The 12,524-nt window shown below is 60.0% G+C and carries 18 protein-coding genes; 11 read left to right on the top strand and 7 right to left on the bottom strand.

Annotation, left to right across the window (positions count from 1 at the left end):
* A partial coding sequence (locus JV201_RS29560; RefSeq protein ID WP_257903239.1) for an integrase core domain-containing protein occupies positions 1 to 495 on the top strand: 495 nt, incomplete at its 5' end.
* A gap of 131 nt (positions 496 to 626) precedes the next feature.
* On the opposite strand, the gene JV201_RS04385 is transcribed toward JV201_RS29560, so the two are convergent.
* The 4 genes from JV201_RS04385 to JV201_RS04370 all read right to left on the bottom strand — a co-directional run bounded on the left by JV201_RS04385 (position 627) and on the right by JV201_RS04370 (position 3,523).
* Positions 627 to 1,529, bottom strand: a complete 903-nt coding sequence (locus tag JV201_RS04385; protein WP_102368142.1) for an alpha/beta fold hydrolase — start codon at positions 1,527 to 1,529, stop codon at positions 627 to 629.
* The gene (locus tag JV201_RS04380) at positions 1,529 to 2,311 is read right to left on the bottom strand and encodes a class II aldolase/adducin family protein (protein ID WP_003208491.1); all 783 of its coding nucleotides are present in this window, start codon (positions 2,309 to 2,311) and stop codon (positions 1,529 to 1,531) included. Before JV201_RS04380 ends, JV201_RS04385 begins: the two co-directional genes overlap by 1 nt.
* A gap of 149 nt (positions 2,312 to 2,460) precedes the next feature.
* Positions 2,461 to 3,147, bottom strand: a complete 687-nt coding sequence (locus tag JV201_RS04375; protein WP_102368140.1) for an LrgB family protein — start codon at positions 3,145 to 3,147, stop codon at positions 2,461 to 2,463.
* A complete protein-coding gene (locus tag JV201_RS04370; protein ID WP_008432321.1) occupies positions 3,137 to 3,523 on the bottom strand; it encodes a CidA/LrgA family protein in 387 nt (128 codons plus the stop codon). Before JV201_RS04370 ends, JV201_RS04375 begins: the two co-directional genes overlap by 11 nt.
* Before the next feature lie 99 nt (positions 3,524 to 3,622).
* Between JV201_RS04370 and JV201_RS04365 the strand changes: the two genes are divergently transcribed.
* Positions 3,623 to 4,519, top strand: a complete 897-nt coding sequence (locus JV201_RS04365) for a LysR family transcriptional regulator (protein WP_177051799.1) — start codon at positions 3,623 to 3,625, stop codon at positions 4,517 to 4,519.
* Here the strand turns inward: JV201_RS04365 and JV201_RS04360 are convergent.
* Positions 4,500 to 4,955, bottom strand: coding sequence for a flavodoxin (locus tag JV201_RS04360; protein WP_219406561.1), 456 nt, complete (start codon positions 4,953 to 4,955; stop codon positions 4,500 to 4,502). The genes JV201_RS04365 and JV201_RS04360 overlap by 20 nt on opposite strands.
* A 113-nt stretch (positions 4,956 to 5,068) precedes the next feature.
* Between JV201_RS04360 and JV201_RS04355 the strand changes: the two genes are divergently transcribed.
* Entirely contained in the window at positions 5,069 to 5,536 is a 468-nt protein-coding gene (locus tag JV201_RS04355; protein WP_219406560.1) for a PAS domain-containing protein, read from the top strand.
* Positions 5,537 to 5,594: 58 nt separating this feature from the next.
* Positions 5,595 to 6,200, top strand: coding sequence for a hypothetical protein (locus tag JV201_RS04350; RefSeq protein WP_003208483.1), 606 nt, complete (start codon positions 5,595 to 5,597; stop codon positions 6,198 to 6,200).
* Between the two features lie 2 nt (positions 6,201 to 6,202).
* On the opposite strand, the gene JV201_RS04345 is transcribed toward JV201_RS04350, so the two are convergent.
* On the bottom strand, positions 6,203 to 7,159 hold the full coding sequence (locus tag JV201_RS04345; protein ID WP_374707359.1) for a MerR family transcriptional regulator: 957 nt from the start codon (positions 7,157 to 7,159) through the stop codon (positions 6,203 to 6,205).
* A 215-nt stretch (positions 7,160 to 7,374) separates the two neighbouring features.
* Here JV201_RS04345 and JV201_RS04340 point away from each other — a divergent pair, with 215 nt between their 5' ends.
* The 6 genes from JV201_RS04340 to JV201_RS04315 are packed head-to-tail and all read left to right on the top strand — an operon-like array spanning position 7,375 to position 10,312.
* Positions 7,375 to 7,935, top strand: a complete 561-nt coding sequence (locus JV201_RS04340) for an antibiotic biosynthesis monooxygenase (RefSeq protein ID WP_219406559.1) — start codon at positions 7,375 to 7,377, stop codon at positions 7,933 to 7,935.
* 57 nt (positions 7,936 to 7,992) lie between these two features.
* On the top strand, positions 7,993 to 8,703 hold the full coding sequence (gene folM, locus JV201_RS04335) for a dihydromonapterin reductase (RefSeq protein WP_003208477.1): 711 nt from the start codon (positions 7,993 to 7,995) through the stop codon (positions 8,701 to 8,703).
* 20 nt (positions 8,704 to 8,723) lie between these two features.
* Complete coding sequence (folE, locus tag JV201_RS04330; RefSeq protein ID WP_003208476.1) at positions 8,724 to 9,284, top strand: GTP cyclohydrolase I FolE; 561 nt, start codon at positions 8,724 to 8,726, stop codon at positions 9,282 to 9,284.
* Positions 9,285 to 9,286: 2 nt separating this feature from the next.
* Entirely contained in the window at positions 9,287 to 9,658 is a 372-nt protein-coding gene (gene folX / locus JV201_RS04325; protein ID WP_003208474.1) for a dihydroneopterin triphosphate 2'-epimerase, read from the top strand.
* 23 nt (positions 9,659 to 9,681) lie between these two features.
* Entirely contained in the window at positions 9,682 to 9,978 is a 297-nt protein-coding gene (locus JV201_RS04320) for a DUF1244 domain-containing protein (RefSeq protein WP_003208473.1), read from the top strand.
* Positions 9,971 to 10,312 (top strand): HopJ type III effector protein, encoded by a 342-nt coding sequence (locus JV201_RS04315; RefSeq protein ID WP_219406558.1) that lies wholly within the window; start codon positions 9,971 to 9,973, stop codon positions 10,310 to 10,312. The genes JV201_RS04320 and JV201_RS04315 overlap by 8 nt, the downstream gene beginning before the upstream one ends.
* 182 nt (positions 10,313 to 10,494) lie before the next feature.
* Here the strand turns inward: JV201_RS04315 and trxB are convergent, their stop codons facing one another.
* On the bottom strand, positions 10,495 to 11,457 hold the full coding sequence (gene trxB / locus JV201_RS04310; protein ID WP_003208470.1) for a thioredoxin-disulfide reductase: 963 nt from the start codon (positions 11,455 to 11,457) through the stop codon (positions 10,495 to 10,497).
* A 293-nt stretch (positions 11,458 to 11,750) separates the two neighbouring features.
* On the opposite strand from trxB, the gene cysZ reads away from it, so the two are divergent.
* Entirely contained in the window at positions 11,751 to 12,506 is a 756-nt protein-coding gene (gene cysZ, locus JV201_RS04305) for a sulfate transporter CysZ (RefSeq protein WP_003208468.1), read from the top strand.
* The last annotated feature ends 18 nt before the right edge of the window (positions 12,507 to 12,524 follow it).

The following is a 12,524-nucleotide window of genomic DNA, read 5'->3' as shown; positions in this document are numbered from 1 at the left end:
GGGGAGATCACGGAACTGAGTATCTGGCTCGTTCGCCTAGGTATCAGAGTAAGTTTCAGTCGGCCTTTCCACCCTCAAACCAATGGGAAAATCGAACGATTTCATCGGTCACTCAAGGCTGAAGTGCTCAACGGCCGCCATTTTCGGACGCTTGCAGAAGCGCAAACAAATCTTGATCAATGGCGAGAGGTTTATAACCATCAACGCCCTCATCAAGCTCTGGGTTACAAGGTTCCAATGGACCGATACCGAGAAAGCCCCTGGGCTTATCCGGAGACGCTTTTGGCGTTTGAGTACGGGCCGGACGATTTAAAGGCCAAGGTTTATCACAGCCGATTTAAGTTTCAGAAGCGCTATTTCAGGATCGCCAAAGGCCTGGCCGGACATCACATCGCACTACGTCCCAACACTGAGAGTGACGGGCTATTTGACGTCTATTTCTGCCATCATTTTTTGCGAACGATCGACGTGAAACAGCCTGATTACGGTTCATAATGTGTCAACCATGTCCCCGCACATGTGTCCACCATGTGTCCGGTCCGTACACGCTTTTCAAAAGTGACCCGCTGTAAGAGCGGAACCATAAGCAGCCGTTACCGCAGAAACGGATATGTACTCCCCCCCAATCAAGAATAAGCCACCCGAGCAGCCCCAACCCCAAGCCCCTCCCGAAACGCCAAATAATGCTTCAACACCTGCACCGGCGCCTCAATCTGCGGGTAGTGCCCAATATTCGCCAGCAACACCGTATCCGCGTGCGGCACCAGCTCACGATAACGCTGAACCATATGCCCCCCGGAAATCGGATCAACCTCCCCATCGATCACCCGCAACGGCACCTCCCCCCGCTGCATGGCCGCCACCCAGCGATCCCGCTGCCGCCGACGCTGAGGAATATACGCAATCAACTTGTGCAAAATCCGCGGCCCATCCTGGCTCTCGATCAAGCTCCAGAAATCATCCAGCGCACTCTCACTGGGCCGAGTCGCCGGCCCGAAAATCTGCCCAAAACTGTTAGCAAGGGCATTACGCCCAAACGCCCGCCCGATCATCCAACCCAATGGGCTCAGCAACAGCTTCTGCACCAACGCCGGACGATGCGTCTCCGGAAACAACCCACCGTTGAGAAACACACAACTGCCCATCCGAAACCGGCCTTCGTAATGCCGCGCCAACAACTCCTGCGCAACACTGTCACCGTAATCATGGGCCAGCACATGCACCGGCTGCTGCACCCAAAGATGCTCCAGCAACGCCTGTTGCAAGTCCGCCTGCTCCAGCAGGCAATAGGTGTGGTCCAGCGGCTTGGCCGAATCGCCAAACCCCAGCATGTCGCAGGCAATCACTTGATAGCGCTGGGCCAACGGCTGCCAGAGGTAATGCCAATCCCAACTGGCCGTGGGAAAACCATGGATCAGCAGCAACGGCTCGCCCTGCCCCGCCACCCAGTACCGAATGGTGCGGCCGCGAAACTCAAAGCTCTGGGCACGCTGGCGCCAGATGCGCAGCGGGATCTCGGCGAGTGGCATCAGCTTTTATACCCGGGGTCGAGTGCATCGAGTTTGCGCAGCAACGCCGGCCACGCCAGCGCGCCGCCCATGCCCTGAGCGCTTTTGGTGACCCCAGCGATCATCGCCCGGGCACCGGCCAATATCTGCGGCGCAATGCTGATCAGTTCAGCGCCACCGTTCTGCGCCATCACCTGGATATCGCAGGTGCGCTGGAAGATGAACATCATCAGGAACGTATCGGCGATGCTGCCGCCACAGGTCAGCAGACCGTGGTTGTGCAGCATCAGGAAATTGTTTTCGCCAAGGTCGGCCTGCAAACGGGCCTTTTCCTCGTGGTTCAGCGCCACACCTTCGTAGGCGTGATAGGCCAGGCTGGACAGCACGAACAACGATTGCTGGCTGATGGGCAGCACGCCCTGTTTCTGCGCGGAGACGGCAATGCCGGAAGCGGTGTGGGTGTGCAGCACGCAGACCACATCGTGCCGTACTTCGTGCACCGCACTGTGGATGGTGTAGCCCGCCGGGTTGACCTCGTAGGGACTGTCCATCAGTTTGTTGCCGGCCTGGTCGACCTTCACCAGGCTCGACGCGGTGATCTCGTGGAACATCAGCCCGTAGGGGTTGATCAGGAAGTCTTCGGTGCCCGGCACCTTGGCCGAGATGTGGGTGAAAATCAGGTCGTCCCAACCATGCATCGCCACCAGGCGATAGCACGCGGCGAGGTCGACGCGGGCCTGCCATTCGGCCGCGCTGACCTGGTCTTTTACACTGTGTGTCGATTGAACAGTGGCTAGGCTCACGGCAATGACCTCCTTGGCGCGCTTATTATTGTTTTTTTGAGTGAAGAGGCAGTCTAGTCAGACCTCGAGGCCGCCGTAGTTGCATTGGCAGCCAGCTTGATGACCGAACGGGTCAGTCCTGAGGATAGTTCGATTTTGTTCTACGCGTGTCAGAGAAGCGACGCCAATAAAGGCGCGGCAAACAGGTTGAGCAACCCGGTCAGCACCATCACCAGCCCCGCCACGGAGCCTTCCTCGCCGCCCACCTCATGAGCCCGGCTGACACCCGCGCCATGAGCGCCCACACCAAACAATGCGCCACGAGCCAATGGCGTGCGCAACGGCAACCACTTGAGCAGTACGCCGCCGAGCATGGCGCCAAACACCCCGGTGAACATCACGAACACCGCCGTCAGTTCCGGCACGCCGCCCAGGTCGGAAGACACCGGCATCGCGAACGGGGTGGTGATCGAACGGGGCACCAACGACATCGTCACCGAGCTGTCGAGAGCGAGGGCCTTGGCCAGGCCATACGAAGTGGCGATTGACGCCGCGCTGCCCGCGACCATCCCCAGCAATAACGCTGACCAGTGGCGCATCAGCAATTGGCGCTGTTGCCAGATCGGAATCGCGAACGCCACGGTCACCGGGCCCAGCACCAGCATCAGCCAGTGGGTGTCGGTGGCGTATTCGGCATAGGCGGTTTTCATCGGCACGGCCACCGCCAGCAGCAGCGCCGGCACCAGGATCAGCGGCGACAGCAGGTAGCGCCCGGTGCGCCGGTAGATCCAGCGGCTGAAGCCGTAGGCACCGAGGGTCAGCGCCAGCCAGAACATCGGCATCAGCTCAAGCTTCATGGCGCAGCTTCCAGCGGCAGACGAATTCCACGGTAAACGCAGTCACCAGCATCACCGACAAGGTGCTGAAGCCGATCACCAACATGATCCGCCAGCCGTCGTGCTTTACCAGGCCACCGTAGTCCAAAAGGCTCATCAAGGCAGGAATAAAGAACAGCAGCATCTCCGCCATCAGCACACCGGCGCCCAGTTGCAGGGCCGCCGGCTTTACCAGGCCGGTGGCGAAGGTCAGCAACAACAGGCCCAGGCCGATCACACCACCGGGAATAGGCCAGCTCAGCCAGGCGGCCAATTGGCAGCCCAGAAAATATATGGCCAGCAGCACAATCAGTTCAGTCAATAACCGACCGACGACTTTGAAGGTGAAACGTTTCATGAGCTTTGGGTCCTCGCAGGGCTCCCATTTTAAAGAGGCCCCTGGCATCCCCACAGCGAATTGTTAGACTGCAAGCTATTCCAAACTGGAATCATGTCGATGGAATTTAAACAACTGCGCAGTTTTGTCGAAGTGATACACCGCGGCGGCTTTACCCAGGCCGGGAAAACCCTGCACATCAGCCAGTCCGCCGTCAGCAAGCAGGTGGCACAACTGGAGCAAAGCCTCGGCACGCCGCTGCTGGATCGCCTGGGTTCGCAGATTCGCCTGACGGCTGCCGGACAAGTGGTGCTGCAGCGGGCGGAGGCCATGCTGCGCCAGCAAACCGAGTTGCTCAGTGAGCTGGATGACTTGAATCAGTTGACCCGTGGCGAGTTGCGCATGGGCCTGCCGCAGTTGGGCGGCGACACGTTGTTCGCCGGACTGTTTGCCGAATACCGCCGGCGTTATCCGAACGTCACCATCCAGTTGCTGGAAGGCGGCAGCCGCAATATCGAGCAGGCGATCTTGAGCGGAGAGCTGGAAGTGGGCGGCAGCCTGATGCCCAGCGACCCGGCATTCGCCTGGCAGGCATTCTGCGATGAACCGCTGGACGCCCTGCTGCCGATGGACCATCCATTGGCCGATAACGCGCAGATCCGCCTGGAGGAGTTGGCTGACACGCCGTTCCTGATGTATCAGCGCAGTTTTGTGTTGAACGACCGCCTACTACAGGCCTGTCAGCAACTGGGCTTCACCCCGAAGGAAAGTGGTCGCAGCGGCCAGGCGGATTTCCTTGCGGCCCTGGTGGCCGCCGGCCAAGGCGTGGTGTTGCTGCCCAGCGTGGTGGCCCGGGGCCTGGTGCGGCCCGGGGTGGTGCGCCTGACACTCAAGGCGCCGGACTACCTGCGCTGGGACATTGCCTTTATCTGGCGTGAGGGTGCCTACCTGTCGAAAGCCGCCCAGGCCTGGCTGGCGTTGTTGCGCGAGTTCCCGGTCAACCGCGCAGTGCAGTGACCAACTCGGCCAGCCACGGCTCGGCGTCGGCTTCCGGGGTCACGCTTTCGCTGGCGTCCAGGCGCAGCATCGGCAGCACTTCGTGCACGCCCAACTCGGCAAACAGCTCGCGCATTTGCTCGCCGCCGCCGCAGAAGGTGTCGCCATAGCTGGCGTCGCCCAGGCCGATCACCGCGCCGGGCAAGCCTCGCCAGGCGGCCGGCAGTTGGTCGCGAATGGTCGAGTACAGCGGCTGCAGGTTGTCGGGCAATTCGCCCATGCCGGTGGTGGACGTCACGGCCAGGAAGGCTTCCGGAGCAAAGCCCTGTACATCGGCGAGGGTTGCCCGCGGGTTGTGCCAGGCGTCGAAGCCGGCAGCGCTGAGGATGCTTGCAGCATGACGGGCGACTTCTTCGGCCGTGCCGTACACCGAGCCGGAAAGGATGGCGACTTTCATCAATCTGATCCTGTAGCTGACTAAAAGCCTGGGATATTAACAGCTGGGGCCAGTGGACAGGCTGCCGGCATGTCTTAAACTTCGAATTCCCAAGACAAGCCATGGACCGCTCAATGATTAACGCCAAGCTGATGCAACTGGTGATCAACGCTTCCAACGACGGCATCGTTATCGCCGAGCGCGAAGGCAAGGATATGCCACTGATTTACGTAAACCCGGCGTTCGAGCGCATGACCGGCTACACCCTCGACGAAATCCTCTATCAGGATTGCCGCTTCCTGCAATCGGGTGACCGTGACCAGCCGGGCCTGATGGCGATTCGCGAAGCCCTGGAGAGTGGCGGCGCCTGCCGGGAAATCCTGCGCAATTACCGCAAGGACGGCACACATTTCTGGAACGAGCTGTCGTTATCGACGGTTTACAATTCGGCAGACAAGCAGACCTACATTGTCGGCGTGCAGAAGGATGTGACCGTTCAGGTCAAGGCCCAGCAGCGTGTCGCGCAACTGGAAGCCCAGTTGGCTGACCTCAAGGCGGAGCTTGCGGCACTCAAGGCGACGAGCGGATCTAACAAAAACTAGAAAACGCGGTCTTTAGAGAGATAATGGCGTTTTAATACCCCTCCCTTGAGCAAGATCAATGCAACGCGACGCGCTTTTGACGCAGGACGAGCTGGATTTTATTCAGACCATGCACCATAACCCGCAACTCAATGTGCGGGACGCGTCGTCGAGCCTGACGGTCAATGGCGGTGCGCAGATTCGTGATCTGCTCACCCGCCTGGCCGCCCATGACCATGTCACCCTCCAGGCCCAATTCGACAACCAGCAAATGACGTTTCCGCTGCAATTGGTGGAAGACGAGTTTCATGCCGTGCATCTGCGGCTGGGTGTACCGAGTATTTTCGAAGACGGGCCGATGATCCGCCCGTGGCGCCTGGCGCTCGAAGAGCCGGTGCCGCTGGAAAACATCAAGGGCCAGCCCGGTGCGCTGTGGGTGCATGAGGTGTCATTCAAGGGATTGCTGGTGGAAATTCGCGGGCGGATCAAGGCGCCAAGAACCTTTTCGCTGTGGTTCAGTCCGTCCGGGTACGAGCGCATTTCGGTGCGGGGCACGCTGGAACGGGAAACTGCCCGAGGATTGTTCGCCTACCGCCTGAGCCAGAACGATGTGGATGAGACCGAGCGCCTGCGCCAGTTTATCCTGCAGCAACATCGCCTTTTTCACCCCGAAGTCCACGCCTGAAGTCAGGTATCCAGGTTACCGCGCAGAAACTGCTGCAAGCGGCGCTGCATCAATCGCCCTTCGTTACCCAGGCAGCCGACGGATGAACCCGCCAGTTGTTTCTGCGCCAACTCCGCCGCATCGCCGGCCAGCAAAAGCGGGCAATCCAGGGTCAAGGCCAGCCGTTCAAGGCGCCGAGGCAAGCCATTGGCCGGCGAGTGATTGGAGAACACCACAAGGGCTTGTGGCCTGGTTTTTTCACAGACAAGGGTCAATTCATCCATCGGCTGGCCCACAGCCAGGACCTTGACCGCCAACTCGTCACCGCTCATCAACAGGCCTGCGACCAACAACTCCAGCTCTCGGCACTCCCCCGCAATGGCCGCCAGCAATACCCGCGGCGCCGCTGAGGCACAGCCTATCTGCAGGCGTTTCCAGGTTCGGCTGCGCAGAAATCCATCAAAAAACAGCCATTCACTGGTTTGGCCAAACAACCCCTGATGTCGCAACAGTTGCTGCCAGAGGGGCATCAGGATGTCCTGGAACACCACCGCGACCGGGTAGGCAGCGAAAATCTGGCCATACAACCGGTCCAGTTGCCGGTCGTCGAAGGCACCGACGGCCGTTCGCAACTGCGCCTGCCATTGGGCCCATTCATGCTCTGCACCTGCCGGCGAAGCAGCCGCCGCTTCGACTTGATGATCGTCGCGGGCGAGGATCTTGCCGACTTTGCTCACGGCCACGCCACGCTCGATCCAGTCAAGAATGCGATGAACGGTCTCGATATCGGTGCGCGAATACAGGCGGTGCCCACTTTCGGTGCGAACCGGGTGGATCAGCCCGTAACGCCGTTCCCAGGCACGCAAGGTGACAGGGTTGATGCCTGTCAATCTCGCGACTTCGCGAATCGGAAACAGCTCATCGGAATCGGCAGGGTTGCCAAGGGCCATGTCGGGACGTGGAGCAGTCATTACAGACATCAGGGCATCAATATACTGTCAGGAACTTGGATCCCATTTAACGCCCATACAGCTGTCCGATTCAAGGTCTTCGACAAGCCGACCAATGTCGCTGGTGTATTTCTGCAAAACAGGAATAATCCTTGCCTGTTTTTTCAACGTGCCTGCTTACCCCGCAGCTTCGTTCGTGCGCCGCCTACCCGGCCCAGTGCACCTGATCCTTATGGAGATACACAATGTCTACCTCCCCCGTCACCCTGATGGTTGCGCGCCGCGTGGCCAAGGGTCGCTATGAAGAGTTGATGGCCTGGCTGCGCGAAGGCGAGCAATTGGCCACGGACTTCCCCGGTTACCTGGGTTCAGGCGTGCTTGCACCGCCGCCCAACGATGACGAGTTCCAGATTATTTTCCGCTTCGCCGACGAAAAAAACCTGCATGCGTGGGAGTTTTCCGCCTCCCGTGGTGCATGGCTCGGGCGTGGCAGTGAGCTGTTTGCTGCGCCGTCGGAGCATCGCGTACGCGGTATCGACGGCTGGTTTGGCGCCGCCGCCGCACGTCCGCCGCGCTGGAAGCAGGCCGTGGCCATCTGGCTGGCATTTTTCCCGGTGTCGCTGCTGTTCAACTTCGGCCTTGAGCCGCTGCTCAGCGAGTTGGGGTTGTTGAGCCGTGTGCTGGTCAGCACCCTCGCGCTCACGCCATTGATGGTTTACTTCTTTATCCCGTTGTCGACCCACCTGCTGGCCGGCTGGCTGCATCCGGCGCCAGCCCGGGTAAAGGCCACCGAAGCCGCTGCTTGAGTACAAGGGAGGCCGCTCGCTGGTATAGTTTTAGCCTGCCAGCGATTCGAGCCTCCCATGTCTTCAACACCCGCCCCGATCCTGATCACCGGTGCCGGCCAGCGCGTCGGCCTGCATTGCGCCCAGCGCCTGCTGGACGAAGGGCAGCCAGTGATTTTCAGCTACCGCAGCGAACGTCCCGGCGTGCAAGCCTTGCGCGAACGCGGTGCGATCGGTGTGTTTGCCGACTTCTCCAACGAGACCGGTATTCTCGCCTTCATCGACGAACTGAAGACGCACACCCAAAGCCTGCGGGCGATCATTCATAATGCCTCGGCCTGGGTGGCGGAAGCGCCCGGCGACGAGAGCCGCGCCTTTACCGACATGTTCAGCGTGCACATGCTTGCGCCGTACCTGATCAACCTGCATTGTGCTTACCTGCTGCAACGCTCCACGCCTGCGGATATCGTGCACATCAGCGATGACGTGACCCGCAAGGGTAGCCGCCAGCACATTGCCTACTGCGCCACCAAGGCCGGGCTCGACAGCCTGACCTTGTCGTTTGCCGCGCAGCTTGCACCGGATATCAAGGTGAACGGCATTGCCCCGGCAATGGTGATGTTCAACGAGGGCGACGACGCGGCCTACCGCGCCAAGGTCCTGGCCAAGGCGGCACTGGGCATCGAGCCCGGCCCCGAGGTGATTTACCAGAGCGTGCGCTACCTGCTGGATAACCCTTATGTCACCGGTACCACCCTGACCGTCAACGGCGGGCGGCATATCAAGTAAGCCGTTTGCGAGGATGTTGTATGACTTTGTCCCTGCCCCACCACTACCGCGAGATCCTCAAGGGCCTGGGTGAAGACCCCGAGCGCGAGGGTTTGCTCGACACGCCAAAGCGTGCCGCCAAGGCCATGCAGTACCTGTGTCACGGCTACGAGCAGAACCTGGAAGAAATCGTCAACGGTGCGCTGTTTTCCTCCGACAACGACGAGATGGTGATCCTCAAGGACATCGAGCTGTATTCGCTGTGCGAGCATCACCTGCTGCCCTTTATCGGCAAGGCCCATGTGGCCTATATTCCGACCGGCAAGGTGCTCGGCCTGTCGAAGCTGGCGCGTATCGTCGACATGTTCGCCCGTCGCCTGCAGATCCAGGAAAACCTCACGCGCGAAATTGCCGACGCCATCCAGACGGTGACCCAGGCCGCCGGCGTGGCGGTGGTGATCGAAGCCAGGCACATGTGCATGATGATGCGCGGTGTCGAAAAACAGAATTCAACCATGAACACCTCGGTGATGCTCGGCGCCTTCCGCGAGTCGAACACCACGCGCATGGAGTTCCTGCAACTGATTGGACGGAGCAAGTAGCAATGCCACAACTTCAGCCAGGCATGGCGCGCATCCGGGTCAAGGACCTGTGCCTGCGCACGTTTATCGGGATCAACGAGGATGAAATCCTCAACAAGCAGGATGTGTTGATCAACCTGACCATCCTGTATGCCGCCCAGGAAGCCGTGCGCGACAACGACATCGACCACGCGCTGAACTACCGCACCATCACCAAGGCGATCATCGCCCATGTGGAAGGCAACCGCTTTGCCCTGCTGGAGCGCCTGACCCAGGAGATCCTCGACCTGGTGATGAGCAATACATCGGTGCTGTACGCCGAAGTCGAAGTCGACAAACCCCATGCGTTGCGTTTTGCCGAATCGGTGTCGATCACCCTGGCGGCCAGTCGCTAACCCTTACCTTTGCAGTGAGCATCATGAACGATCAACAACGCCTCGAACTCGAAGCCGCCGCCTTCCGCCGGCTGGTGGCCCACCTGGACAGCCGCAAGGATGTGCAGAACATCGACCTGATGAACCTCTCGGGCTTCTGTCGCAACTGCTTGTCCAAGTGGTACAAGGCCGAGGCCGACGAGCGCCAGATCGAGCTGAGCCTCGATGACGCCCGTGAAGTGGTGTACGGCATGCCGTACGCCGAGTGGAAAGCCCAATACCAGCAAGAAGCCAGTGCCGAACAGCAAGCGGCATTCGCCAAAGGAAAACCCCATGACTGACCTGAACACCCTGCGCGCCAGCCTCAACAGTGGCAAAAATGTTTTTGCCGATACGCTGGCCTTTGTAGCTGCCGGTTACGACTACCAGCCACAAGCGTTCATCAATGGCAGCGTGGAAAACGCCGCCGGGCAGAACGAAGGTTCGTGCAAGACCCTGGGCCTGGCGCTGCTGGAAGGCTTGAGCGACCAGGAAGCGCTGTTGGCGTTTGGCGAGCATTACCGTTCGGTGCTGGCCACGCCTGAAGGCAGTGACCATGGCAACATTCGTGCGCTGATCGAGCATGGGTTGGCGGGTGTGAAGTTTGCCGCACAGCCACTGACCCGCAAATCCTGAGTCAGACATAGATCAAAATGTGGGAGCGGGCTTGCTCGCGAAAGCAGAGTGTCAGTCAATACATCGGGTGACTGACACACCGCTTTCGCGAGCAAGCCCGCTCCCACATTTGGACTGCGGTGATCATCAAATCCCGTGCATAAAAAAACCGGCCTCGCAGCCGGTTTTTTTGTTTCTACGGTTTAGAACGAAGCGTCCTTCAAACCGTCGAGGTAACGCTCGGCATCCAGTGCCGCCATGCAACCGGCGCCGGCGGAGGTGATCGCCTGGCGGTACACGTGGTCGGCCACGTCACCGGCAGCGAAGATACCTTCGATGTTGGTGGCAGTCGCATTACCTTCACGGCCGCCCTGCACGATCAGGTAACCGTCTTTGGCATCCAGCACGCCTTCGAACAACGAGGTGTTCGGAGTGTGGCCGATGGCGATGAACACGCCGTCGACTTTCAGCTCGTCGAAGCTGCCGTCGTTGTTCTTCAGGCGAGCACCGGTCACGCCCATGTTGTCGCCCAGGACTTCATCCAGGGTGGCGTTGAGCTTGAGGATGATCTTGCCTTCGGCCACGCGGGCATGCAGCTTGTCGATCAGGATCTTCTCGGCGCGGAAGGTCTCGCGACGGTGAACCAGGGTCACGGTGCTGGCGATATTGGCCAGGTACAGCGCCTCTTCCACCGCGGTGTTGCCGCCACCGACCACAGCCACTGGCTTGTTGCGGTAGAAGAAACCGTCGCAGGTCGCGCAGGCGGAAACGCCCTTGCCCATGAACGCTTCTTCCGACGGCAGGCCCAGGTACCGAGCGCTGGCGCCGGTGGCGATGATCAGCGCGTCACAGGTGTACACGCCGCTGTCGCCGGTCAGGCTGTAAGGCTTCTTGGAGAAGTCGACCTTGTTGATGTGATCAAACACGATCTCGGTTTCGAAACGCTCGGCGTGCTCTTTCATGCGCTCCATCAGCACCGGGCCGGTCAGGCCGTGGACGTCGCCCGGCCAGTTGTCGACTTCAGTGGTGGTGGTCAACTGACCGCCCGCTTGCATGCCGGTGATCAGCAACGGCTTGAGGTTGGCCCGGGCAGCGTAGACGGCAGCGCTGTAACCGGCAGGGCCGGAACCGAGAATAATCACTCGCGAATGACGGGTATCAGACATGACTCACTCCTATCGACCGCCCGGACTACAGAACGGCTGGAATAAAAAAGGACCGCGAAGCACTTGGGGAAGGCTTGAACTCGCAGATCCTGAAAATAATGGGTGCAGCGTATAGAGGGAGGCAAGATTAAGGAAATACGGATTAACAATCCAGCTCATAGGTGGTCTCTATCCCATGCCCTCTATTAATCGACACCTTTGTTACCGTTAATGTCGCGATGCGGGCCGTGCTTTCCCGGTACTCCCAAAGCCGGTAAGGTCGGCGCGTTCGCCCCTATTGCCCGGAGTTATCCATGCCCGCCCCCGTTCTTTCAGGCCCACAGTACCTGCGCGAAGGTCTCAAACTGGTACTCAGCCCCGGCCTGCGGCTGTTTGTGCTGCTGCCGCTGGCAATCAACCTGATCCTGTTCGTCGGATTGATCTACTTCGCCGGCCATCAGTTCAGCCTGTGGGTCGACACACTCATGCCGACCCTGCCGAGCTGGCTGAGCTTCCTCAATTACCTGTTGTGGCCTTTGTTCGTGGTGCTGGTGGTGCTGATGGTGTTTTTCACCTTCACCATGCTTGCCAACATCATCGCCGCGCCGTTCAACGGCTTTCTGTCGGAAAAGGTTGAAGTGGTGGTGCGCGGCACCGATGATTTCCCGGCGTTCAGCTGGGGCGAACTGGCGGCCATGGTCCCCCGCACCCTGGCCCGGGAAATGCGCAAACTGGGTTACTTCCTGCCCCGGGCCATCGGCCTGTTTATCCTGTCGTTCATCCCGGTGGTCAATCTGGTGGCAGCACCGCTGTGGCTGCTGTTTGGTGTGTGGATGATGGCGATCCAGTACATCGACTACCCGGCCGACAACCACAAGCTGGGCTGGAACGAAATGCTCGCCTGGCTGCGCCAGAAGCGCTGGCAGAGCATGAGTTTTGGCGGCATCGTCTACCTGGTGTTGCTGGTGCCGGTGGTCAACCTGCTAATGATGCCGGCAGCGGTGGCCGGGGCGACGTTGTTCTGGGTGCGTGAGCAGGGCGCCGAGGCCATGGCCATTAAAAAGGCCTGAGCCGTCACAAATCCATCA

Source organism: Pseudomonas sp. Colony2 (assembly GCF_019382755.1).
Taxonomy (GTDB): domain Bacteria; phylum Pseudomonadota; class Gammaproteobacteria; order Pseudomonadales; family Pseudomonadaceae; genus Aquipseudomonas.
This window is presented reverse-complemented; position numbering and strand designations above follow the sequence as displayed.